This is a genomic window from Streptomyces angustmyceticus, from assembly GCF_019933235.1.
Lineage (GTDB): Bacteria > Actinomycetota > Actinomycetes > Streptomycetales > Streptomycetaceae > Streptomyces > Streptomyces angustmyceticus.
The window spans coordinates 2,873,386-2,896,928 of record NZ_CP082945.1 but is presented as its reverse complement, the minus strand read 5'-3'; the positions used below and the strand labels follow the sequence as shown (position 1 = coordinate 2,896,928).

Here is a 23,543-nt window from a genome sequence, read left to right as displayed (position 1 = left end):
GCCCCATCGGCATCGGGGCAGGGAAGGGCTCCCCCGGCCACGGTGTGTGGTGAGGGGAGCCTCGGAGAGCCGGCCGCCTATAGGGTCAGTTCCCGTCCTCGTAGTCCTCGTCCCTCGTACGAGGTGCGGTGGGCCGGTGCGGGGTGTGCGAGGTTTCCCAGAAGTGCGGAGATGCCGTGTTGTCTCCGCTTGTCTCCCACCGGCTTTGGTCTTGTTCGCCTGTGCCGGTCCCTGCCGTCCCCGGCTTGAACCTGCCCGTATCTGCGTCGGCATCCGGGGCCGCGGCCGCGTTGCTGGACGGCGAGCTCTCGGGGTCGGGGAAGCCTGCCGACCAGGGCCCGGTGGTGCCTCCCTCGCTCGAAGGGCCACCCTCCGGTCCCTCGTCCCCGCATTCGTCGGGCGCCGGGAGAAGGGTTCGCCTGATCTCCTCGGCGGCCTCGTCCAGTCCGGCCGCTTCCAGGCTCCGCACCACACGGTGCACGAACACCGTGTACTCGTCCATGTCCGGCTTCAGGCCCACCGCCGTCAGCAACAGCAGCAGCCGATCCGACACCCCTACTTCCTCCTCGCGGTCGAACGCCCCTCCTCCCTGGCCGTGACCGTCCCACAGCGGACCGCCGACGGTCGTTTCGCTCCGCGCGTTCACGGGCGGCGAGCAGGTGGCGGAAGAGCTCGGGCACCTCTTCGTCGTTGGCCGCCGCCGCGATCCGGGCGAGCGGGCCGATCATGTCGACCGCCGTCTCGATTTCGTTCTCGTGACGGGCCAGCCACCACACCACCGCGCTGCCCGCGCTCTTGAGCACGTCGTCTCCGAGGTAGCGCCGCTTGTTGCGCTCGTGCTGACGCTCGTACTCCCAGATCTCCTCGTCCTTGCGGAGGTCGTTCAACTTCCGCAGGCGCTCGCGGTCGGCGGGGGCGAGGGCCAGCGTCACATCGGCCGCCAAGGCCTTCACCCGTCCGCTCAGGTCCGGGAGCGGGACACCCAGCTCGCCTTCGAGGAGATGCCGCGCGAAGCTCGCCCGGCCGGGCTCTTCGCGCTGGACGACCTCCAGGGCCCGGCTGACGATCGAGGACACGGCGAGGGCCGGGGAGGCGCCGCTGGACGGTTCGGCACGGTCGAGAGCCGGCCTCCACCACACGGTGGCGGAGAAGAGGAAGTCGTAGCCGTCCGCCGCGCTCGGCAGTGCCGCGTCGACCACCCGCGTCTCCTGGTACGGCGGCTCCGCCGGCGTGGCGGGCGGCTCCGGTTCTCCGGGCTCGTACGGGTCGGCTGACGCGCGGCCGCCGCTGAGGACTGTCATCACGAGCAGCAGGGAGCCGGAGACCGTGACCATGGACATGAAGCCCCATAGCCACGCCGACCAGCTCAGGAGGTTTCCGAGCGCAGCCGGTGCGAGGCCGCAGAGAGCGACGAACAGCAGGCTGGGAAAGCGGTGTTTCATCGTGCCTCTTCCGTGGTCCGTGGTCCGGCGTCCGCACGCCCCGTGGTCTCCGTGCGGGCGTATTGCGCGTGGTCGATGTGCTGCCAGAAGAGGGCGGCGACGGCCGCCGCCCGGGAGGGACGGCTCGTGGTTCCCGCCCAGTCGCAGGCGATGGCGTAGAGGCGGTGGAGAGCGGCTGCGCGGCCGCGCGTCGCACCGACCATCACGCCCAGCGCCATCTCCCGCGTGCTGTCGACCGCCGCGGCCGTCAGCCAACTGCTCACCAGCGGTTTCCAGAGCTCCGTCGGCGGCTGGGAGAAAACCGTCTCCCAGCCCAGGAACAGGTCCGGCCACGGGGGCTGATCCGGTGCCCGCTCGCTCTTCAACAGCTCAGCGAGCAGCCCGAGATGGGGCTCCGCCCCGCGAGGCTCCCGATGCACCCGGTACCGCAGGCGGTCGATCAGCAGTCGGTAGAGCCGACGGTCGCGACCGCCGAGGTCGAGAAGGGCCTCCCGGGCTTCGCTCGCCGCCCCTCCCTTCCGTACGGCGAGGTAGTGGAGCCGCACCATCGCCTGATGCGGGTGTGTCGCGCCGAGGCTCTGCCGGCACGCGACGGTCAGGACGCGGACGAGGCCGTCCGACAAGGGGCCGGGCCTCACGCACTCGTACACCCGCTTGCGGAACCATCCCCCGAACCTCTCGTGGCCGAGGCCGAGTTCGAGGGCCGCCACGGCTCGCGAGTCGCAGGACGCGCCGGTCGCGCTGTCCGCCCAGCGGACCACAACGTCGAAGAGGTGGTCGGGCCGCCCGACGGCCAGGGACCGCTCGCCGAAGCGGATGGCGACGTTCACCCGGTCGTCCGTGGTGAGGCCGCGGAGCCCGGCGGCACGGCCGATCCAGTCCCTGAGGTCGTCGCGCACCCCGGGGAAGTTCGCCCAGAAGTACCTCCGTACCGCGTCGGCGTAGGCCAGTCGCTCGAAGCGGAGCCGTCCGTCCGGGTCCCGCTCGATCTCAAGGGCCGCCAACCGCTCCCTGAAATCCGTCCGCGCAAGCTCGGTCGTCGCCTCCTCCTCGTGCCTCACCGTCCTCATCAGGCCGTGCCATGCCTCGTAGACGGTGTCGGCGCGGACCTCCTCGAACATCGCTGTCGCGAGCAGCAGGGCTCGCTCGGGTGTGGTGCGGACCGTGGCCACCTGCCGGCCCACCTCACCGGCCCGGTCGGTCACCGCGTGCATCGCCTGGTCGAGCCATCCCGCGAAGCAGGTGCCGAACCGGCCGCTGTCGCGAGCGGCCCTCACCAGCCCCGCGAGCCGCGCCAGTTCCCGCATGGGGGAGCCGGCGCACAGGCGCTGGAGGCTGGGACTCCCCAGATCCGCCGGGCGGAAGGCCATCCGGTCCATGCGGAGGTACCGGGTGACGACGGCGATGCCCCTGGGGCGCCCCAGCGTCACCGTGTGCGGTTCGAGGTCCGGCGCGTGGGCGTGCTCCATGCCGGAGGGCAGGACGACGGCCATGTAGGCCCCCGCCTCCTGGACCTGTGACCGGAGCACGGCCAGGGGGTGCTGGGCCTCGGCGTACTCCGCCTCGTCGGTGATCCCGGAGAGGTCGAGGAGGAAGCGGTCCCCCTCCCCGGGGGCGAGAGGGACTTCGTCCGTGCCCGTGGCGGGAAGCTCCTCGAACCGGTCCCCCTCGTCGTCGCCCTCATCCTCACCGAGCTCGTGCAGCAGCATGACCGCCGCGGCGCGGCGACCGCTGCCGGGCGGAGCCTCCAGCAGCACTACTGATCCGGGCTTCTCCAGACGGTCGGCGGCAACGCGGTAGCCCACCGGCGGAACGAACCGGTCGGCCAGGCGCACCCGGTCCTCGCGGGTGATCCGGAGGGACTCGACCCCTTTGCGGATCATCCAGTCAGCGCCGACGCCGTAGAAGACGTACTGGTGCCCCTCGCTGTTGTTCACCGGGCCGCGCGGATCGTTGACGGTGACGCGGTCCTGCTCGGTCATCGTCCGTCGTCCGCGTGCCGGCGCTCGCGCTCGAAGCGCTGGTGGACCGTACCGCTGTTGTCGCCCGCCGTGAACTGGAGCCCGGTGTTGTCGCCCTCGAAGTGAGGTGCGTTGTACTGATGGCCCCGACCGGTGTTCACGGGCCCCTGCGGCTCGTTGACGAAGGTGCCGGACAGGTCTCCGTTGAGGTTTCCGATGCCACCGCGCACGCGCTGTTCGACGTCGCGCGTCCGCATCCTGGTGTGCCCGGCATCCTGGCCCGACTTCTTGCGGGACTTCGCCTCCGCCCGGTCCCGCGCCGCTAGGACGTCGCGGTCCACCGCGCCCAGGTCGGGCAGCAGCCGGGCGAGAGCGTCGCCGAGCGCCGTCAGGTCCGACTCGGCGTTGCGGTGGTCGAACCGCCGGTACTGGCAGTCCGCCAGCTCCCGCAGGTCGTTCGGGAGGACGGCGCGGTCGATCCGCGTGGCCTTTCCGACGAGCACGGGGATCACCAGGACCCCGCGGTCGAGTGCGCTCTGGATCTCACGCCGGGTCCAGTCCTGCTCGGCTTCGAGGGCGGGGCGGCCATCGGCCCCCTGCACCTCCGCCCAGCGCGGGCCGATCACGGCGAGGAGCGCCTCGCACTCCTCCACCGCCCTGACCAGCTCCACCGGGAAGCGGTGTCCGAGTTCGATCGAGTTGCTGGCGAAGAAGATCCGCTCGGCGCCGAACCGTCGGGAGAGCTCCCGAGCGATCATGGTCGCGGCGGATTCCTCGTCGCCTGTGCGGTAGTTGACGAAGACGTCGGGCATGAAGGTTCCCTTCGTGAGACGAAGACGGAAGACGGGGTGAACGGGCACGAGCGCGGGGGCCGTGGGGCTGGGTTCCGGGGCCCCGGTCCGCGTGGGCCATGAGGTCCCGACCGTGTGACGGCATGCCGCGGCCACGGGAGGGCGTACGGATGGAGGTGCGCCGCCCGGCGCGTCACCTGTCGCGGGCAGCCCGGTGAAGCCGGGGCGCGGCGCGATGCATCGGACGGGGATCAGAGGGTTCCGCCGGGATCGTGGGATCCGGAGGGGCCGGGTGGTCCGGCGAGCCGGGCGGCTCGAGCCGGTGCCGGTCGTGGAGCCGGTCTCAGTCGTGCGCGGGGGCGAGTACCCCTGCCAGCGCCGGCTGCAGATCGCGTACGGCCCGGCTGCTCCGGAACCGGGAGAGTTCCCGTGCGAGACGCCGGACGTCGCTGTTCACCGTCGCCGAGGGCACGGCCGGCATCATTGCCAGGAGTTCCCCGGCGATGGTGCACGCGTGCTCGACCTCTCCCGAGGCGGCGTGGGCCAATGACCTGCGGAAGCCGTACCGGGCCCGGGTGCGCAGCGCGTGCGGCGGGAGGCGGCGGCACTCCTGGTCGAGGGCCTCGGCGGCGGCCTTGGGGCGACCGAGGTCGTGCAGGCACCAGCCGGTCGTCATCGCTGCCGGATCGCTCACGTGGGTGGTGCCGATCACGGGCTCGGTGCCGCTGCGGGCGTCGTCGCTGTCGAGCAACTCCCGCGCTCTGTCGAGGCTGCGGAGGCAGTCGCGTTCGTCGCCGACGAGCGCGTGCCCCTGCGCCTCCCGCTGAGCCGCGAGTCCCCGGATGCGCGGCGGGAGTTCGTCGCTCTGGGCCCGGCGGGCCAGCGCGACGGTGCTTGCGGCGTCCCCGCCGTAGAGCGTGACCAGGGCGCGTCGCACGAGCGCGTAGGAACCGAGGTACGGATCGCCCCCGACGCGCGCCAGTTCGGCGGCCTCACCGGTCCAGCGGAGTGCCGCATCACTGTCCCCGGCCTCCTGGGCCATCCAGCCGGTGAACTCCGCGAACCGCGACGCGAGCAGGAGCGCGGGGGCCCGAGTGGCGGACGGGGTGTCGGCGGCCAGCCCGGCGACGGTGCGCGTTTGCGTCTCCAGCAGGGGAAGCAGGAGCTTCGGCGCGGTGGACTGGCCGAGCTGTCGCAGCTGGTCGAATTGCATCCGGAAGGAGGGAAGGAGGGGATCGGCGGCAGAGGGCGCCCGACCGCCGAGTTTCAGGCCGAGGCCGATCAGCGAACCCGTACCCGCCGCGAGGACCGCCCGACGTCCGACGTCCGACGAGCAGGAGGCTCGGGGCGGCCGGGGGGTCGGTGGTGTCCGAGTCGGTCTCGGGGCGGATGGCCAGGCGCTGCAGCTCGCCGTTCGCGCCGAGGAAGGCGTCGCACCGCCGGGCCAGATCGGGGGACGCGGCACGCTCCCCGCGCTCGACCTTGCTGAGGTGCCCCTTGTCGTAGTTGAGCGCCATGGATAACTCGGTCAGAGTAAGACCCGTTTCCTGTCGCAGACGGCGAAGTTCCGGGCCGAAACGCAAAGTTGTACTCATCATTAACCTCCCCTTGAACAGCGACCGTGACAGCTGTGCGCCCCCACGGGGAACTTTCGTTCGACGTTCACTGGCCGACGCGAAGACCGTCGGCGGTGAACACTTATCGTGACGGAGTCGTTTCGCTTCGCATCCGGGAATGAGTCTGGCACGAGACGTGCCTCAAGAATCGGGGTTCGACGGGGTTGCCCGTTGCCTCTTCCGCTCTCCGTTGAGTCCGTCCGTTCCTTGCCGTGAGCGGAGACGATCGTGATCGGGGCAAAGCGATCGAGAACGGCGAGGACTGCGGCTCTGTTCTCGCGGCACAGATCCACGGTTCGCGCTCGTGAGTGACGGCGGGGGGTGACTAACGTCTATGTTAGTAACATTGCCGTTAGTGTCATGCGTGGAGGTCGGTGGACGTGGCGGACTTCGTGGGCCGTCGCCAGGAGCTGGCGACGTTGGAGCGAGAGCTGGCAAAGGTGGCCGCCGGGATCGGCGGGGAGCGGCCCGGTCGGTGCGTGATGCTGCGTGGGCGGCGCCGGGTGGGCAAGTCGCGACTGGTCGAGCGGTTTGCGGAGCGCTCCGGAGCCCCGTTCCTGTTCTACGCGGCGACTGGCGCGTCCCCCAGGGACGATCTGGCACGGCTGGCGCGAGACGCCCAGGCATCGACACTGCCGCTTGCGCAGCTCGTGGCCGCCGCTCGGCCGGAGAGCTGGGACGCCGCGCTCGACGTCCTGGCTGCGGCGCTGCCCGCCGACCGGGCGAGCGTGCTGGTCATCGATGAGGTGCCGTACCTGATGGATGCCGATGGTGCCTTTGAGGGGATGCTGCAAAGGGCCTGGGACCGGGTGCTGGAGACCAAGCCGGTGCTCTTGGTCCTCATCGGCTCCGATCTCTCGATGATGGAGGCTCTGAACAGCTACGGGCGCCCCTTCCATCAGCGCGGCCGGGAGATGGTGCTGGGGCCGCTGAACCCCGCCGAGGTCGGGCGGATGCTCGGGCTGGATCCGGCGGAAGCCTTCGATGCCGCGCTGGTCACCGGCGGGCTGCCGCTGATCTGTGCGGAGTGGCCGCGAGGCGCAGGGCTGTGGGACTTCCTCGGCGAGGCGCTGAGCGACCCGGTCTCGGCCCTGCTGGTGTCGGCCGAGCGTTCACTCGCTGCCGAATTTCCCCCGCAGGCTCAGGCGCGTACGGTGCTGGCGGCTATCGGAAGTGGTGAGCGGACCTTCACCAACATCGCTCGTGCGGCCGGCGGGATCGGTGCCACGCCGCTGCAGCGAGCGCTGGAGCTGCTTACGGACAAGCGGATCGTTGCTGCGGAGCTGCCCGTATCGCTGCGTCCGTCGAAGGACCGCCGCTACCGGGTGACAGATCCCTACCTGCGGTTTTGGTTGCATCTGCTCGGCCCGTCCATGGAGGAGATCGAGCGGGGGCGGGGCGATCTGACGTTGGCGCGGATCCGGGAGAATTGGACCAGTTGGCGCGGCCGGGCCGTCGAGCCCCTGGTTCGTGACGCCCTGGCACGGGTACTGCCCGACGACCGGCTGCCCGCGGCCCCCGTAGTGGGCGGCTACTGGACCCGTACCAACGACGTCGAGATCGACATCGTCGGAGCGGACAGGGCCCCTGTTGCCAAAAAGCTGATCTTCGTCGGCTCCATCAAGTGGCTGGAGCAGTCGTCATTCGACCGGCACGACCTGGCAGCTCTCCATCGGCACCGGGCCGCCCTCACCGATGAGCCTGTCCCCGTCGTGGCGGTCTCGCGCAGTGGAGTCGACTGTCCGGGGCTCGATGCCGTCTACGGCCCGCGCGATTTGCTGACCGCTTGGCCGCTGTGAGTGGCGGACAGCAGGCGAGGGGCGGGAGTTGGTGAGCGCGATCAGGCCGTAGACGTTGCGGAGACGTCCCTCGGACCTCGGCCTGTGACCGGTAGGAGCAAAGGGGCCGACCGCGCGAAGGCCGGCCCTTCTTGTGTTCCCTCGCCGACCTGCCGCCGCCCCGGACTGTGGCCTCAGCCCGAGCCGCCCGGTGTCAGCGTGTCCAGGTCGAGGCTGATTTCGAAGGGGAGGGAGCGTTTGAGGGCGTGGCGGAAGATGCCTGCGGGGGCGTAGGAGCCGGTTGGGCGGTCGAGTTCGTAGGCGTGCACGGTGGGGGCGGAGTCTTCGTCCTCGATGCACCAGTAGTGGGAGATGCCGGCCTCGGCGTACTTGCGGAGCTTGACGGTCCGGTCGCGGTGGGCGGACTCGGGTGAGACGACCTCGATGACGAGGAGGACGTCCTCCGGGGCGAACCAGGTGCGGTCACCGTCGTAGGGGGCTGTGGCCAGCAGGAGGTCGGGCTCCGGGCGGTTGCGGGCGTCGAGGCGGATGGCCATCTCCCGCTCGACCTCGATGCCGTCGGGTGCCTGGTCCATGAGGGCCACGGTGAGAGAGGTGACGAGGCGGCCGTGCCACGACCGCTGCGGCAACATCATGAAGACGAGCGCTCCGTCGATGAGCTCGGTGTGGCGGGGTGCCTCGGGGAGGCGGTCCAGGTCCTCCGCGAACCAGCCTTCCGGGCGTGGCGGGCGCATCCAGTCGGGCAGTGCCGTCATGGCGCAACCGTAGTGAGGCGGCGGGGCTGGAGCTACGAGATCGTCGATGGCGGAGTGGGGCCGGTTCACCCCGTCAGGACGGGGCTCCCGCCAGTACCTCGACCTTGCCGCTGTCCAGGGAGTAGTAGGCGCCCACCACGGCGAGGCGGCCCTTGGCGACGAGGGGGGCCAGGTCGCCGTTGGTGCGGAGGGCGGCTGCGGTCAGTTTGACCTGGGTGCGGGCCATGGTGTCGACGGGGTCGTTGCCGCCGCCCTCGCGGACCGTCTGCTCGTACGCCGGCCGCAGGGCCCTGGCGATCGCCTCCAGGTTGCCGGGCAGGGGCTTGCCGTCGCGCAGGGACTTGTAGGACGCCTCGACGGCGCCGCCGCGCTGGTGTCCGAGGACCACGATGAGGGGGGTGCCGCTCGTCATGGGGCCGTACTCCACGGAGCCGGTGACGACCGGGCCGATCGCCTCCCCGCCGGTGCGCATCACGTAGAGGTCGCCCAGGCCGGTGTCGAAGAGCAGTTCGGGCGGTACCCGGGAGTCGATGCAGGAGAGGACCGAGCCGAAGGGCACCTGCTTCTGGGCCACGAACTCGCGTCGGCTCGGGTCCCGGTCGGGGTGCTGGAGATCGCCGCTCACCCAGCGGGCGTTGCCGTCCATCAGCCGCTCGAACGCCGCGGCGGGCGTGGTCGGCCGCCGCGAGGGGGAGGGCGATGCCTGGTCCGCCACCGGGGCGGCGCTGGTCGAGGCGCAGCCCGCCAGCGTGGCGGCTGCCGCGACGCCGCCGGCGAGCACCGCTCTGCGATCCGGATGTCCCGCTGCGTCCATGGGCCGTTCTCCTCTGTCCGCCGAGATGCTTCCGTGCTTCCGTGCTTCCGTACGTGGTGACCGGGGCGATTGTGCGGCGCGGGGGCGGCGGGCTGTGGCAGGCGCAAGCGGGAGCGAGCCGCTTTGCCACCGACGGCCCATAGGGGTGGGGCGGGACGGGACGGTGGCGTGGGCGCTGAAGACTCCGGGGGCGCCGCGTAGCATCGAGATGAGGCAAAAGGGGGCGAATTGCGCTAATTGCGCTAAGGGGTGGTGGTGTGGTCGAGGGGGTGGCACGGGAGGGGCCCGCTCCACCGCCTCGGCGGTCTCGCGCACCGTACTCCGGCGTCAGGAGGTGGCGGCGATGAGCGAGCGGACCCCGGCGCGGCAGGACTCGGCGCGGTCGGCCCCGGTACGGCGGGACTCTGCGCAGCCGGCATCGGAGCGGCAGGACTCGACGCGGCCGGCCCCGGAGCGGCAAGGCCCGGCTCAGCCGGACCCTGCGCCGCAGGAGGACTTCACCGGGCGGATGCTCCAGGTGCTGAACGACGCATGTCTGGGGCATCTGTGCAGTGTCGGCCACCGTGCGGGGCTGTTCGACGTGATGGCGGGGCTGCCGGCCGCGAGCAGTGCGCGGATCGCCGGGGAGGCCGGGCTGGACGAGCGCTATGTGCGGGAGTGGCTGGGCGGGATGACGGTCGGGGGCGTCGTCGCGTACACGCCCGAGGACGGGTGCTACCGGCTGCCGCCCGAGCACGCGGCCGTGCTGTCGCGGGCCGCGGGGCCGGACAACGTGGCGGCGTTCATGCAGTACTTGGCGATGATGGGCGACGTCGAGGACGAGGTCCTCGCGGCGTTCCGGGACGGCGGCGGGGTGCCGTACTCCGCGTTTCCGCACTTCCAGGACGTGCAGGCCGAGGAGACGGCGCGGGTGTACGACGCCGCGCTGACCGGCACGATCGTGCCGCTGGTGCCGGGGCTCACCGGCCGGCTGCGGTCCGGGATCGACGCCTTGGACATCGGCACCGGGCGGGGGCACGCCGTCAACCTGCTGGCGCGTGCCTTCCCCGGGAGCCGCTTCGTGGGCGCGGACATCTCCGGCGCGGGCATCGCCGCGGCGCGTGCGGAGGCCGCGCGGTGGGGGCTGGCCAACGCCCGCTTCGAGGTGGCCGACACGGCCGAACTCACCGGCTCCTACGACCTGATCACGGCCTTCGACGTGATCCACGACCTGGCCCGGCCGGCGCGCACCCTGGCCGCCGTCGCCGGTGCGCTGCGGGACGACGGCGTCTTCCTGATGGGCGACATCGCGGCCTCCAGTGAGCTGTCCGAGAACATTGGCCATCCCCTGGGGCCCACCCTCTACGCGCTGTCGGTCTTCTACTGCATGACCGTCTCCCTCGCCGAGGGCGGCGCGGGGCTGGGCACGGCCTGGGGGCGGCAGACCGCGCTGCGGATGCTCCGGGAGGCGGGGTTCGGCGACGTGGTGACCCGGGAGGTGCCGGGCGACATCCTGAACGTCTACTACGTCGCGCGGAAGGACGGAAGCGGGCGGGAGCGAGGGGGAACGGGGGAGTGAGGGGGGACGAGGGAGTGAGGGGGACGAGGGAGTGAGGGGGAGCGATGGGGGCGGGGGAGGGGCGGCCGGCTCTTCCGCCGGCCCTGACGGCACCCCGGCCGGCACCGCCTACCGGGCACCTCCTGCCGGCCCCCACCGGCACCTCCTACCAGGCACCCCCACCGGCACCCCTACCGAGGAAAAAGCTGAAAAAGCGTGGCCGGGTGGCCGCGGTAGCGTTCGCCGCCGCTGCGCAGCATCTGCTCGATGAAGCCGCGGGCGTAGGCGCGCGGGTCCTGGTCGGCGCCGCGCAGCCCGGTGATGTACGCGGCGTGGGCCGCCAGGGAGGCGACCGCGCGGTCGATGCCGGGGCCGACCTCGGCGGCGTGCGTGGGGTGCGGGGAGCCGGCCACGGCCACCCAGCGGACGCCGTTCCAGGGCGCCAGGCCCTTCGCGCCGGCCAGCTCGGGGAAGATCCAGCGGTTGCCGGCGTCGCCCGCCGCGTCCAGGACGGCGCGGCCGACGACCCGGTGGTCCGGGCTGTTCCAGTGGCCGCCGTCCCAGGTGTCGTGGTGGTTGAGGGTGAGCAGCAGCTCGGGGCGGTGGCGGCGGATGGCCGCCGACAGGTCGCGGCGCAGCGCCGGGCCGGGCTCGATGACGCCGTCGTGGTGGTCGAGGAACTCGACGGTGTGGACGCCGACCAGCGCGGCGCCGGCCCGCTGCTCGGCCTCGCGGACCGTGGCGGCGCGGCCGGGGGCGAGCCCGTCGATGCCGGCCTCGCCGCGGGTGACCAGGAGGTAGCTGACCTCGCGTCCCGCCGCGGTCCATTCGGCGATGGCGGCCGCGGCGCCGTATTCGAGGTCGTCGGGGTGCGCCACGATGGCGAGTGCCCGCTGCCAGTTGCCGGGCATGGGGGTGAGGTGGCGATCGGCGGGCATGGGATCCCTTCCTTCCGGTCCTGATACCGCGTCCCGCGTTCCGTGTGCCGGGGTGCGTGCCGACCTCCTCCTGCCGTGTCCCCGTCCGCGCGGGCCCGGCTCGGATCGTGCTCCCTTTCCGATCGTGACATGCATGGGCGGCGGCTACCGGGTGGAAGGAAGGGGTGGGGTGGCGCGGGGTGGGGGTGCCGGCGCCCGCCGTCCCCGTCCTCGGTCGTTTACACCGGCTGAGCTGGGTTTCATCACATCAGGTGAATACCTGGCCCAAGCTTGCGGTCGGCGACACGCGGTTGCCACGCTGTTGCTGACTGTCAAGCTGTTGGGAGGGGCACGTGCCTTTCGGTGAGCAGCCCGCGTACCTCCGCGTCGCCGGCGACCTGCGTCAGAAGATCGTCGACGGGGTGCTGCCACCCCACACCCGCCTTCCCTCCCAGGCGCGCATCCGCGAGGAGTACGGCGTCTCGGACACCGTCGCCCTGGAGGCGCGCAAGGTCCTGATGGCCGAGGGGCTCGTCGAGGGCCGCTCGGGGTCGGGCACCTACGTCCGCGAGCAGCCGGTTCCGCGCCGGATCGCCCGTGTCGGCTTCCACTCCGCGGGCGGCTGTACGCCGTTCCGGCAGGAGCAGACCGACGAGCGGGTGCGGGGCACCTGGGAGTCGCACAGCGAGCAGGAGCCGGCCGCGGCGCCGATCGCGGCGCGGCTGCGCATCTCGCAGGACGCCAAGGTGATGCGGACGCGCTACGTCTTCCGGGCGGAGGGGGAGCCGTCGATGCTCTCCACCTCCTGGGAGCCCCTGGAGGTGACCGGGCGGACGCCCGTGATGCTGCCGGAGGAGGGGCCGCTGGCCGGGCGCGGGGTGGTCGAGCGGATGGCGGCCATCGACGTGGTGGTGGACAACGTCGTCGAGGAGGTCGGGGCCCGGCCCGCGCTGGCGGAGGAGGCCATGACGCTGGGCGGGGTGCCGGGGCACGCGGTGCTGGTCGTCTCGCGGACGTATTACGCGGGCGGCCGGCCGGTCGAGACGGCCGATGTCGTCACCCTCGCCGACCGCTACCGCGTCGCCTATCACCTGCCGGTGAAGTAGCCGGGGGAGAGCGTTACGTCCCCTTCGTGCCGCCCTGTGCGCGTGCGCGAGACGCAAAGAGTCCGCCCCTGGTTCTCGGCCGGGCGCCCGTTTTGCGGAAGTTTGGTGGCAAAAAATGGCTGAAACCTTGTGTTGGATAAGTCACAGAGCCTCAACTGGGCGCCTTTTTCGGGCTCCTGTGGGAAGCCGACGCCTCGATTCGCTCTTACGATGGCGAAGTTTGTGCACGGCACGGGGGAAGACCAGGAGACCAAGCACGTGAGCACGACGAAGACCCCGAGCGCGGAGCAGGGCTCCCACTCGAATTACCGTCGGTCCCTCGGGACCATCGCCCTGACCGCCACGGGTCTCGGGTCCATCATCGGCTCCGGCTGGCTCTTCGGAGCCGAGCGGGCCGCCGCCATCGCCGGCCCGGCCGCGATCCTGGCCTGGGTCATCGGCGCCGTGGTGGCGCTCATCATCGCCCTGACCTACTCCGAACTCGGCGCGATGTTCCCGAAGGCCGGCGGCATGGTCCGCTACGGCCAGTACTCGCACGGCTCGCTCGCCGGCTACCTCGCGGCCTGGGCCAACTGGATCGCGATCGTCTCGGTGATCCCGGGTGAGGCCACCGCCTCCGTCCAGTACATGAGTTCCTGGGACTTCGGCTGGGCGCACGCGCTCTACGACGGCAAGGAGCTGACCGGTACCGGTGTCGGCCTCGCCAGCATCCTGCTGATCTTCTACTTCTTCCTGAACTGGTTCGCGATCACGCTGTTCGCGAAGACCAACACCGCGATCACGATCTTCAAGGTCGTGGTGCCGACGCTGACCGCCGGCGCGCTGATGCTGGCGCACTTCGACACCGGCAACATCACCCACCACGGCGGCTTCACGCCCAACGGCTGGAGCTCGGTCTTCACCGCCGTCGCGGTGTCCGGCATCGTCTGGGCCTACAACGGCTTCCAGTCGCCGCTGAACCTCGCCGGTGAGGCCCGTAACCCCGGCAAGTCGCTGCCCAAGGCGGTCGTCTCGTCGATCCTGATCGCGCTGGTCATCTATGTGGCGCTGCAGGTCGCGTTCCTCATGGCAGTGCCCGGCGACAAGCTCGCCGCCGGCGGCGGCTGGGCCAGCCTCGGCTTCAACTCCCCGCTCGCCGACCTCGCGGTGGCCTGGGGCCTGAACTGGCTGGCGCTGCTGCTGTACGCGGACGCCTTCGTCTCGCCGTCCGGCACGGGCATGATCTACGCCGCCACCACCTCCCGCATGATCCACGGTGTGCAGGAGAACGGTCACCTGCCGGGCGTCTTCGGCAAGGTGGACCCGAAGACCGGTGTCCCGCGCCCCGCGCTGGTGCTCAACCTCGTGATCGCGTTCCTCTTCCTCGCGGTCTTCCGCGGCTGGGGTTCGCTGGCCGAGATCGTCTCGGTCGCGACGGTCATCTCGTACATCACCGGGCCGGTCGCCGTGATGTCGCTGCGCCGGCTGTCCCCGGACCTCACCCGCCCGGTCAAGCTGCGGGCGATGCCGTTCATCGCGCCGGTCGCCATGATCTTCGGTTCGCTGGTGCTGTACTGGGGCCGCTGGCCGCTCACCGGCAAGGTCATCCTGATCATGGCCGTCGGCCTGCCCGTCTGGGCCTGGTACGAGATCGGCAAGCCGCTGACCCAGGGCCGCAAGCCGTGGGCCGAGCTGCGCCCGCACCTCAAGGCCGGCGCCTGGATGGTCGCCTACCTGCTGGTGATGGCCGCCGTGTCCTACGCCGGCGGCAAGGAGTTCGGCGGCAAGGGCTACCTCCCCGAGGGCTGGGACATCGTCCTGGTCGCGGTGATCGGACTGGCCTTCTACTTCTGGGGCGTGCGCAGCTCCTGGCGCAACCCCTCCCTGGTCAAGGTCGAGGCCGAGCTGGAGGAGGCCGAGCGGGCCGAGGCCGCCGACACCGAGGACACCAAGGCGTCCGTCGGGGCCTGAGCCGCACACCCTTCCGTCCCCCGCCCGAGCGTCCCTCGGGCCCACCGGCCACTCGCAGGCCGCTTCCGGTACGCCGGCGGCCCGCGGGTGGCCGGTTCGGTACCTCTTTGTGAAACTCCATATCCGGTGAGTAAAGGTCGGGCGTAGGCTCGGGCATATGCGGATTGCGTTTTCGGCATCAGCGGACCAGGGGCGTGCGACGGCGCGCTACACGGCGGACGGAGGGGCGCAATGACCGAGGGTGGAGCGGTGCTCCCCTGGCTCGTCATCCGCCAGGACGAAGGCGGCAACCGGTATCGCGTGGGCCGCTATGCCACCCGAGCGGAGGCGGAGCGGGTGGCCGACCGGCTCGGCTCGCGCGGCCACCAGCAGCTTTATGTGGTCGAGAAGGCCGACCGGGCGGTGACCTGAGGGGCGGCGAGCGGGGGAGCGGGACGGGAGCGGGGGACGTAGGCTGCCGCGCATGACGACCGTGCGCGTAGTGGTGGGCGGAGCGGTGTGCGAGCGCGGGCGGCTGCTGGCCGCCCGGCGCAGCGCGCCGCCCGCACTGGCCGGCCGCTGGGAGCTGCCCGGCGGCAAGGTGGAGGACGACGAGACACCCGAGCAGGCGCTGGAGCGCGAGCTGCGCGAGGAGCTGGGTGTCGAGGCGGCGGCCCAGGAACGGATTCCGGGCGAGTGGGTGCTGCGGCCCGGCTACGTCCTGCAGGTGTGGACGGCCCGGCTGGTGTCCGGGGTGCCGCGCCCCCTGCAGGACCATGACGAGCTGCGCTGGCTGCTGCCCGGCGAGGAGTCCCAGGTCGACTGGCTGGACCAGGACCGCCCGGCGGTGGCCGAGGCGATGCGCCGGCTGGCGGGGGCCACGGGGGTGCGGGGCATCGCCGGGGTACCGGGCGCACGGCCGTAGCCGCCGCCCGTCCCGCCCGCTCCGCCGACGGGCCGTCCGCGGCCCGTACGGCGCCCGTTCACGCCCTTCCCGCGGGCCCTTTGTGCGGCGCGCACGGCGCCGGTTTCACGCCCCGTACGGCCCGTTGCGCGGCCCGCGCCGGTCCGCGCGCTCCCTGCAGTCGGCGCCCCGCCGCGCTCTCCCGCCTTCGGCGGCCTGCCCCGGGAGCTCCCTGTCGCCGGCGCCCCGCCGGCCCCTCCCCGCCTTCGGCGCCCCGCCGGCCCTCCCGGCCCTGACCCTCTATGCCGAGCCCGCCCCCTCCAGCAGGCCCCCTTTCCGCACGTCAGCCCCCGGCACCCCGGCCCGCCCCCCGCCCGCCGTGGCCCCGCCGCCCGGCGCGGGCAATATGTTTCATTTGTGCCACAGTGCACCGCTGCGGGCGGTACTGAGGGATGGATATCGGGTATGTCCCTGATTGACCCCTTCGGCGCAGACAAGACGACGGGGATGCCATCGGCTGGGATGTGATCGGCGTGAGCGACAGCGCAGCGGCAGGGGTCCCGGAATCGGATCCCGGGAACGTCCGCAGGCGCGGCAGGGTCTCCGGCTCGCCCACTGCCGAATGGAGCTTTCCCGCCGACCCCGGTGCGGTGCGCACGGCCCGTACGGCGGTCCGGCGGGTGCTCGACGACTGGGGGCTGAACGGCGCCGCCGATATGGCCGTACTACTCGTGAGCGAGCTCGTCACCAACTCCCTGCGGCACGCCAGCGGACCGATCGGGGTCCGTATGGTGCTCCTGAACACCGACGGGCTGCTCGTCGAGGTCTCCGATCCGCTGCCCGACCCGCCACAGGAGCGCGACGCCGCTCCCGACGACGAGGGAGGCCGTGGATTGCAGCTGGTCGCATGCAGTTCGCGGCGCTGGGGGACCCGTCGCGGAAAGAGTGGCAAGACAGTGTGGTTCGAGCTGTCGGTGGCTGGTTAGGAGACAGGTGGGTCTGATCGTTGCCAATTCATCGACATCTTGTCGATGACCTGCGATCGAGACTGTGCTGTGATCGTGAAGACCGTGTTCCGGATAGTCGAGGTGCTGGATACTCAGGCGGGTCCGGTCCGGGCACGATGAGCTGGAGGGGACGGGGCTCGTGAGCGAGTTGTCATCTGGCGGGGCGGAACCCGCGCAGGCCGATGGTCAGGGCGGTGCGGACGGCTCCGGTGAACCAGGTGGCCGCCCGTACGCGCGCGAGGAGCTGCAGGGCCCGCCCGTGTGGCAGAGCAGCCGGCCCGGCTCGATCTATGACTACATCCGCGTCGCGTCCTTCTCGCTCGGCCCCGACGGGCGGATCGACCAGTGGAGCGAGCGGGCCGAGCACATGCTCGGGATCCCCGCGCGCCACGCCCTCGGCAAGGACCCCGTCGAGGCGTTCGTCCCCCGTGAGTTGCGGGCGACCGGGCGCCGCAAGGTGTCCGAGATACTCGACGGCCGGGAGTGGACCGGCCTGGTGCCCTACCGCAAGGCGGAGGGCGCGGACACCGACGGGCTCGCCGAGATCTATGTGATGCCCTCGCGCGACGAGAACGGCGAGCGCGCCGCGGTCTGCCTCGTCGTCGATGTCCGGGCGCTGCGCGGCATCGAGACCGACCTCGCCGCCTCACAGGCCGTTTTCGGTCAATCTCCCATGGGCTTCACCCTGTTCGGCACGGACCTGAAGCTGCTGCGGGTCAACGAGCGGTTCGCCACGGTCTTCGGCGGCCCCGCGAGCAAGTACCGCGGCTGCGGCCCGCACGACTTCCTGCCGCGCTCCGAGGCCGAGCGGATGACCGTCGCGCTGCGCCGCGTCCTGGAGACCGGTGAACCGGTCACCGAGATGCAGCTGGTCGGGATGGCGCCCGGCGAGGAGGACCGCCGCCGCTGGTCGGTTTCGCTCTACCGGCTGCACGGCGCCAGCGGCCGCCCCATCGGCGTCGCCGCGCTGGCCGCGGACGTGACCGGCCGCCGCCGGGCGGAGCGCGAGGCCGCCAGCGCCCGCCGCAACCTCGCGCTGCTCAACGAGGCCGGCGCCCGGATAGGCAACTCCCTCGACCTGGAGACCACCGCCCGCACCCTCCTGGACGTCGCCGTACCGCAGTTCTGCGACCTGGCCTCCGTGGACCTCTACCAGGGCCTGCTGTCGGGCGACGAGGCCCCGCCCGGCATGAGCGACGGCAGCGCGGAGCTACGCCGGGTCGCGTTCGCCAGCGCCGTCTCGGACGCCCCGCTCCCCACCGCCCCGGGCGACGCCCCCGGCCCGGTCGCGGTCGGCGCCGTCCACCGCTACCCCTTCAACTCCCCCTGCGCGGGCGCCCTGCGGACCGCCCACGCGCAGATCATCCCGGGCCGGGAGAGCGACGAGGGACCGGAGCTGGGCGCGGTGGTGCAGTCCACCCTCGCCGTCCCGATGGTCGCCAGGGACACCGTCGTCGGCCTGGTGCAGTTCTCCCGTACGAAGGGCAGCGAGCCCTTCGGTGAGCGCGACACCGCGCTCGCCGTGGAACTCGCCGCGCGCGCCGCGGTCTGCATCGACAACGCCCGCCTCTACCGCCGCGAGCACGAGCGCGCCCTGATATTGCAGCGCAGCCTGCTGCCGCCCGGCGACCCCGAGGCCGCCGGCCTGGACATCGCCTGCCGCTACCTTCCCGGCACCACCGCCACCGAGGTCGGCGGCGACTGGTTCGACGTCATCGAACTGCCGGGCCACCGTACGGCGCTCGTCGTCGGCGACGTCATGGGACGCGGGCTGCGCGCCGCCGTCGCCATGGGCGAACTGCGCACCGCCGTACGGACCCTGGCGCTGCTGGACCTGGAGCCGGCCGAGGTGCTCTCGGCGCTGGACGAGATCGCCCGCGGGCTCGGCGGCGACGGCGAGGGCAGGTCGTCCTCGGCGCGCCCCGCCCGCGGCCGGTCCGGGGCCGCCGAGGGCGCCGGGGAGCCGCGCCGCTCCGCCGGTACCGCCGACCTCTCCGAGGTCTACCTCGCCACCTGCGTCTACGCCGTCTACGACCCGGTCACCCGGCGCTGCACGTTCGCCAACGCCGGGCACCTGCCGCCGGTCCTCGTCGAGGACGGCGAGGACGCGCTGCTGCTGGACGTGCCGCCGGGGATGCCGCTCGGCGTCGGCGGCGAACCCTTCGAGGAGATCGAGGTCGAGCTGCCGGACGGTGCGCTGCTGGCGCTCTACACCGACGGCCTGGTGGAGTCCCGCCACCATCCGCTGGAGGAGGGGCTGCAGGCGTTCCGCACGGCCCTCTCGGGCGCCGACCGCCCGCTGGAGGACGCCTGCGACCAGGTGCTGAGCGCGATGGACACCTCGCACGGCGAGGACGACATCGCGCTGCTGATGGCGCGGGTGCACGGGCTGCCCAAGGACGCGGTGGGCGACTGGAACCTGGCGCCGGAGGCCCGTTCGGTGGCCCGCGCCCGCGAACTCGCCCGCGACCAGTTGACGGACTGGGGCCTGCAGGAGCTGGTCGACACCACGGAGCTGCTGGTCAGCGAGCTGGTGACCAATGCGCTGCGGCACGGCCACGGCGAGATCCGGCTGCGGCTGCTGCTGGACCGCACCCTGGTCTGCGAGGTCTGGGACGCCGACCTCGCCCAGCCGCGCCGCCGCCGGGCCCGGGACACCGACGAGGGCGGCCGCGGGCTGCAGCTGGTGGGCCTGCTGAGCCAGGGGTGGGGCAGCCGCCGCACGCCGCGCGGCAAGACCGTGTGGTTCGAACTCGCGCTGCCGGACGGGGAGTCGGCGGCGATGGACCCGGCGGAAGCGCTGCTGAGCCTGTTCTGAGCACGGGGCGGGGCCCGGGGCGCGCGCCCCGGGCCCCGCCCCGTCCGGTCATGCCCGCCGCCCGGTCATTCGCCGCGCCGCCGGATCTTGTTCCCGAGCCACACCAGCGGGTCGTACTTGCGGTCCGCGGCCCGCTCCTTCAGCGGGATCAGCGCATTGTCGGTGATCTTGATGTGCTCGGGGCAGACCTCGGTGCAGCACTTGGTGATGTTGCAGTAGCCCAGCCCGTGGTCGTCCTGCGCGGTGCGCTTGCGGTCGATCCCGGACTCCGGGGCCGCGTCCAGCGGATGCATGTCGAGCTCGGCGATCCGCATCAGGAAGCGCGGCCCGGCGAAGGCCGCCTTGTTCTCCTCGTGGTCCCGGACCACATGGCAGGTGTCCTGGCACAGGAAGCACTCGATGCACTTGCGGAACTCCTGGGACCGCCCGACGTCCTCCTGCCGCATCCGGTACTCACCGGGGCCCAGCTCCGGGGGCGGCACGAACGCCGGGATCTCGCGTGCCTTGGTGTAGTTGAAGGACACGTCGGTGACCAGGTCGCGGATGACCGGGAAGGCCCGCATGGGCGTGATGGTGAGGGTCTCCGTACGGTCGAAGACCGACATCCGGGTCATGCACATCAGCCGCGGCCGCCCGTTGATCTCCGCGCTGCACGAGCCGCACTTGCCGGCCTTGCAGTTCCAGCGCACGGCGAGATCGGGGGCCTGGGTCGCCTGCAGACGGTGGACGATGTCCAGCACCACCTCGCCCTCGTGCACCTCGACCGTGAAGTCCTCCAGCTCCCCGGCGTCCGCGTCGCCCCGCCACACCCTGAAGTGCGCCTGGTAGACGCCGGACTGCTGCTCTTCCTGGGACACGCTCACCGGCTCAGCTCCTCGTCGGTCAGATACTTCGCCAGCTCGTCCTTCTCGAACAGTTCCAGGAGGTCGCGGCGGATCGGCGGGGTCTCGCGGCGGGAGAGGCGGATCTGGCCCAGCGCCGCGTCGGCGGCCCGTGCGTCGCCCTGCGGGTCGGCGAGTTCACAGACCAGGTTGATGTTGCGCCAGGTGCGGTCCATCGCCGGATGGTCGTCGCGGGTGTGCCCGCCGCGGCTCTCCTCGCGCTCCAGCGCCGCCCGTGCCACGCACTCGCTGACCAGCAGCATGTTCCGCAGATCGAGGGACAGGTGCCAGCCGGGGTTGTACTGCCGGTGCCCCTCGACGCCGGCCCGCCGGGCCCGCACCCGCAGCTCGGCCAGCCGCTTCAGGGCCTCGAACATCTCGCTTTCCTTGCGGATGATGCCGACCAGGTCGTTCATCGACTGCTGGAGCTCTTGGTGCAGGGTGTACGGGTTCTCCGCCGGGCCCGGTTCGCGGCCGCTCTCCGCCTCGACGAGCTCGGCGCTGAAGGGGCGCAGGGCCTCCGCCTCCGCCGCGTCGATCTGCAGCGGGTCGACGGCCGGCCGGTCGGGCTGCGCGGCCGCGTACTCGGCCGCGTGCAGCCCCGCCCGGCGGCCGAAGACCAGCAGGTCGGACAGGGAGTTGCCGCCGAGCCGGTTGGAGCCGTGCATCCCGCCGGCCACCTCACCGGCCGCGAACAGGCCCGGTACGCCGGTCGCCGCCGCGGTGTCCGGGTCCACGTCCACCCCGCCCATCACGTAGTGACAGGTCGGGCCGACCTCCATCGGCTCGGCGGTGATGTCGACGTCCGCCAGCTCCTTGAACTGGTGGTGCATCGACGGCAGCCGGCGTTTGATCACCTCCGCCGGCATCCGGGTGGAGACGTCCAGATAGACGCCGCCGTGCGGGGAGCCGCGGCCCGCCTTGACCTCGGAGTTGATGGCGCGGGCGACCTCGTCGCGGGGCAGCAGCTCGGGCGGGCGCCGGTTGTGGTCCGGGTCCTCGTACCAGCGGTCGCCCTCCTCCTCGGTCTGGGCGTACTTGTCCTTGAAGACGTCCGGGATGTAGTCGAACATGAAGCGCTTGCCCTCGCTGTTGCGCAGCACCCCGCCGTCCCCGCGGACGGACTCGGTCACGAGGATGCCCTTCACCGACGGCGGCCAGACCATGCCGGTGGGGTGGAACTGCACGAACTCCATGTTGATCAGCGGCGCCCCGGCCAGCAGCGCCAGCGCGTGCCCGTCGCCGGTGTACTCCCAGGAGTTCGAGGTCACCTTGAAGGACTTGCCGATGCCGCCGGTGGCCAGCACCACGGCCGGGGCCTCCAGCACGAAGAAGCGGCCGGACTCCCGCTCGTAGCAGAAGGCGCCGGCGACCCGGTCGGACCCCGCGGCGGAGCCGCTGATCGACTCTTTGAGCACCCGGGTGACCGTGCACTCCTGGAAGACCTTCAGCCGGGCGTCGTACGCGCCGAACTCCCGCTCGTCCTCCTGCTGCAGCGAGACGATCTTCTGCTGGAGGGTGCGGATCAGCTCCAGGCCCGTACGGTCGCCGACGTGCGCGAGGCGCGGGTACTCGTGGCCGCCGAAGTTGCGCTGGGAGATCCGGCCGTCCGCGGTGCGGTCGAAGAGCGCGCCCCAGGTCTCCAGCTCCCACACCCGGTCCGGGGCCTCACGGGCGTGCAGCTCGGCCATCCGCCACTGGTTGAGGAACTTCCCGCCGCGCATGGTGTCGCGGAAGTGGACCTGCCAGTTGTCGTGCTCGTTGGCGTTGCCCATGCTGGCGGCGATGCCGCCCTCGGCCATCACCGTATGCGCCTTGCCGAACAGGGACTTGCAGATCACGGCCGTCCGCATGCCGGCCTCGCGGGCCTCGATGGCGGCACGCAGCCCGGCGCCGCCGGCGCCCACCACGACCACGTCCCATGCCTGCCGGTCCACATGCGCCATCAGAGGGCACACCTTTCCTTAGGAGATGCTGTCGTCTAGAAGAAGCGCGGGTCCACGATGGCCCCGCTGGCCAGCAGGAAGACATAGAAGTCCGCGACGGCCACGCTGATCAGCGAGGACCACGCGAGCAGCATGTGCCGTTCGTTGAGCTTGCCGACCCAGCCCCACAGCCGGTAGCGCACCGGGTGCTTGGAGAAGTGCCGCAGCCGGCCGCCGACGATGTGCCGACAGGAATGACACGACAGGGTGTACGCCCAGATCAGCGCGATGTTGACGAGGAAGACCAGGGTGCCCAGGCCCATGTGGCCCCAGGCGTAGTTCTCGTCGCGGAAGGTCAGTGCCGTGTCGTAGGTCAGCACGCCCGCGACCAGCACCGCGAAGTAGAAGAAGTAGCGGTGGATGTTCTGCAGGATCAGCGGGAAGCGGGTCTCACCGGTGTACTTCTTGTGCGGCTCGGCTACCGCGCAGGCCGGCGGCGACGCCCAGAAGCCGCGGTAGTAGGCCTTGCGGTAGTAGTAGCAGGTCAGCCGGAAGCCCAGCGGGAAGATCAGGATGAGCAGCGCGGGGGACAGGCCCCACCAGCTGCCGAAGAGCTCCCAGTTGGGGCCGCCGCGCATGGTGCGGCAGTTCTCCGCCAGGCAGGGCGAGTAGAACGGCGAGACATAGGGCGCGTGGTAGTAGTCGGCGTTCGCGAACGCCCGCCAGGTCGAGTAGACGATGAACGCGAACAGTCCGGCGGCGGTGCCGGCCGGGGCCAGCCACCAGCGGTCGGTGCGCAGGTGACGGGCGGGGATGGCGGCGCGCGAGGCGGTGTGCACACCGTTCGCGGGCGCTGGTGGGGAGGGTTCGGTGCCAGTGGCCAACGTCGGTCTCCGTGAAGGGCGCTCCGTCGGGGCGGGGGCGGCGAAGGCACCGCCGGGGCGGGGCGGGACGGGTGGAGGGGCGGTGAGCGGGACTCCTGTCAGGTCGTCAGGGCGCGTGGCCGTTCCTGGAGCCGAGCCCCTCGTCCTCGGCGTCGGTCCACAGCGCGGCGTTGTAGGGGGCGTCGGAGATGGTCACCATCTCCTCGACCACGACGCCCGGTCGGCGGGGCGGGCCGGCGGCCACGCTCTGCTTCAGCAGGGTCAGGCTCTCGCGCAGGTGGTCCGTGTCGCTGCGCAGCCGGCGGATGTCCAGGCAGGCGTCGAGCTGCGCCTCCAGTCGTCCCACCGACCGGACCAGGCCGTCCAGGCTGCGTTCCACCGCCGTCAATTCGTCCTGAAGGGACATGCGTGCCCTCACTTTTGGGTGTGGTGGGCGATCTCATGCGCCCGAGAGTGT

Annotated in this window: 21 protein-coding genes; 9 read left to right on the top strand and 12 right to left on the bottom strand. The window is 71.8% G+C overall.

What is annotated here, in order from left to right; translation table 11 throughout:
• Nucleotides 1-85 precede the first annotated feature (85 nt).
• A complete protein-coding gene (locus tag K7396_RS12995; protein WP_223659910.1) occupies nucleotides 86-553 on the bottom strand; it encodes a hypothetical protein in 468 nt (155 codons plus the stop codon).
• 106 nt (nucleotides 554-659) lie between these two features.
• Between K7396_RS12995 and K7396_RS12990 the strand changes: the two genes are divergently transcribed.
• Entirely contained in the window at nucleotides 660-1,274 is a 615-nt protein-coding gene (locus tag K7396_RS12990; protein ID WP_223659908.1) for a hypothetical protein, read from the top strand.
• A 164-nt stretch (nucleotides 1,275-1,438) separates the two neighbouring features.
• Here K7396_RS12990 and K7396_RS12985 read toward each other — a convergent pair whose 3' ends face one another.
• From K7396_RS12985 to K7396_RS12970, 4 genes are all read right to left on the bottom strand, one after another.
• Nucleotides 1,439-3,424, bottom strand: coding sequence for a hypothetical protein (locus K7396_RS12985; RefSeq protein WP_086718723.1), 1,986 nt, complete (start codon nucleotides 3,422-3,424; stop codon nucleotides 1,439-1,441).
• Nucleotides 3,421-4,215 carry a toll/interleukin-1 receptor domain-containing protein gene (locus K7396_RS12980; RefSeq protein ID WP_086718722.1) on the bottom strand — a complete coding sequence of 265 codons (795 nt, stop codon included), beginning with the start codon at nucleotides 4,213-4,215 and terminating at the stop codon, nucleotides 3,421-3,423. The genes K7396_RS12985 and K7396_RS12980 overlap by 4 nt, the downstream gene beginning before the upstream one ends.
• Nucleotides 4,216-4,537: 322 nt before the next feature.
• Entirely contained in the window at nucleotides 4,538-5,314 is a 777-nt protein-coding gene (locus tag K7396_RS12975; protein ID WP_223660388.1) for a DNA-binding protein, read from the bottom strand.
• Nucleotides 5,211-5,789 carry a helix-turn-helix domain-containing protein gene (locus K7396_RS12970; RefSeq protein ID WP_223660387.1) on the bottom strand — a complete coding sequence of 193 codons (579 nt, stop codon included), beginning with the start codon at nucleotides 5,787-5,789 and terminating at the stop codon, nucleotides 5,211-5,213. The genes K7396_RS12975 and K7396_RS12970 overlap by 104 nt, the downstream gene beginning before the upstream one ends.
• Nucleotides 5,790-6,190: 401 nt before the next feature.
• Between K7396_RS12970 and K7396_RS12965 the strand changes: the two genes are divergently transcribed.
• Nucleotides 6,191-7,609, top strand: a complete 1,419-nt coding sequence (locus K7396_RS12965; RefSeq protein WP_086718733.1) for an ATP-binding protein — start codon at nucleotides 6,191-6,193, stop codon at nucleotides 7,607-7,609.
• Between the two features lie 173 nt (nucleotides 7,610-7,782).
• Here the strand turns inward: K7396_RS12965 and K7396_RS12960 are convergent, their stop codons facing one another.
• Nucleotides 7,783-8,364: a Uma2 family endonuclease gene (locus K7396_RS12960; RefSeq protein ID WP_086718721.1), complete on the bottom strand. Its 582-nt coding sequence runs from the start codon at nucleotides 8,362-8,364 to the stop codon at nucleotides 7,783-7,785.
• A 73-nt stretch (nucleotides 8,365-8,437) separates the two neighbouring features.
• Nucleotides 8,438-9,178: a carbonic anhydrase gene (locus K7396_RS12955; RefSeq protein ID WP_174886905.1), complete on the bottom strand. Its 741-nt coding sequence runs from the start codon at nucleotides 9,176-9,178 to the stop codon at nucleotides 8,438-8,440.
• A gap of 508 nt (nucleotides 9,179-9,686) precedes the next feature.
• On the opposite strand from K7396_RS12955, the gene K7396_RS12950 reads away from it, so the two are divergent.
• Nucleotides 9,687-10,736, top strand: a complete 1,050-nt coding sequence (locus K7396_RS12950) for a class I SAM-dependent methyltransferase (RefSeq protein ID WP_170314277.1) — start codon at nucleotides 9,687-9,689, stop codon at nucleotides 10,734-10,736.
• Nucleotides 10,737-10,906: 170 nt separating this feature from the next.
• Here the strand turns inward: K7396_RS12950 and K7396_RS12945 are convergent, their stop codons facing one another.
• Nucleotides 10,907-11,653 carry a PIG-L deacetylase family protein gene (locus tag K7396_RS12945; RefSeq protein WP_086721650.1) on the bottom strand — a complete coding sequence of 249 codons (747 nt, stop codon included), beginning with the start codon at nucleotides 11,651-11,653 and terminating at the stop codon, nucleotides 10,907-10,909.
• A gap of 332 nt (nucleotides 11,654-11,985) precedes the next feature.
• Between K7396_RS12945 and K7396_RS12940 the strand changes: the two genes are divergently transcribed.
• From K7396_RS12940 to K7396_RS12915, 6 genes are all read left to right on the top strand, one after another.
• On the top strand, nucleotides 11,986-12,738 hold the full coding sequence (locus K7396_RS12940) for a GntR family transcriptional regulator (protein ID WP_152104556.1): 753 nt from the start codon (nucleotides 11,986-11,988) through the stop codon (nucleotides 12,736-12,738).
• A gap of 210 nt (nucleotides 12,739-12,948) precedes the next feature.
• Nucleotides 12,949-14,688: an APC family permease gene (locus K7396_RS12935; protein WP_223659906.1), complete on the top strand. Its 1,740-nt coding sequence runs from the start codon at nucleotides 12,949-12,951 to the stop codon at nucleotides 14,686-14,688.
• A 231-nt stretch (nucleotides 14,689-14,919) separates the two neighbouring features.
• On the top strand, nucleotides 14,920-15,099 hold the full coding sequence (locus K7396_RS12930) for an SPOR domain-containing protein (protein ID WP_086721904.1): 180 nt from the start codon (nucleotides 14,920-14,922) through the stop codon (nucleotides 15,097-15,099).
• Nucleotides 15,100-15,151: 52 nt separating this feature from the next.
• Nucleotides 15,152-15,592, top strand: coding sequence for a (deoxy)nucleoside triphosphate pyrophosphohydrolase (locus K7396_RS12925; RefSeq protein ID WP_174886906.1), 441 nt, complete (start codon nucleotides 15,152-15,154; stop codon nucleotides 15,590-15,592).
• 503 nt (nucleotides 15,593-16,095) lie between these two features.
• Nucleotides 16,096-16,557 (top strand): ATP-binding protein, encoded by a 462-nt coding sequence (locus tag K7396_RS12920; RefSeq protein ID WP_086721325.1) that lies wholly within the window; start codon nucleotides 16,096-16,098, stop codon nucleotides 16,555-16,557.
• Between the two features lie 160 nt (nucleotides 16,558-16,717).
• Nucleotides 16,718-19,396, top strand: coding sequence for a SpoIIE family protein phosphatase (locus tag K7396_RS12915; RefSeq protein ID WP_373866912.1), 2,679 nt, complete (start codon nucleotides 16,718-16,720; stop codon nucleotides 19,394-19,396).
• Between the two features lie 65 nt (nucleotides 19,397-19,461).
• On the opposite strand, the gene K7396_RS12910 is transcribed toward K7396_RS12915, so the two are convergent.
• From K7396_RS12910 to K7396_RS12895, 4 genes are all read right to left on the bottom strand, one after another.
• On the bottom strand, nucleotides 19,462-20,259 hold the full coding sequence (locus K7396_RS12910; RefSeq protein WP_086721327.1) for a succinate dehydrogenase/fumarate reductase iron-sulfur subunit: 798 nt from the start codon (nucleotides 20,257-20,259) through the stop codon (nucleotides 19,462-19,464).
• A complete protein-coding gene (locus K7396_RS12905) occupies nucleotides 20,256-22,223 on the bottom strand; it encodes a fumarate reductase/succinate dehydrogenase flavoprotein subunit (RefSeq protein WP_152104557.1) in 1,968 nt (655 codons plus the stop codon). The genes K7396_RS12910 and K7396_RS12905 overlap by 4 nt, the downstream gene beginning before the upstream one ends.
• A 35-nt stretch (nucleotides 22,224-22,258) precedes the next feature.
• The gene (locus K7396_RS12900) at nucleotides 22,259-23,086 is read right to left on the bottom strand and encodes a hypothetical protein (protein ID WP_152104558.1); all 828 of its coding nucleotides are present in this window, start codon (nucleotides 23,084-23,086) and stop codon (nucleotides 22,259-22,261) included.
• 106 nt (nucleotides 23,087-23,192) lie between these two features.
• Nucleotides 23,193-23,492, bottom strand: coding sequence for a hypothetical protein (locus K7396_RS12895; RefSeq protein WP_086720677.1), 300 nt, complete (start codon nucleotides 23,490-23,492; stop codon nucleotides 23,193-23,195).
• Between the last annotated feature and the right edge of the window lie 51 nt (nucleotides 23,493-23,543).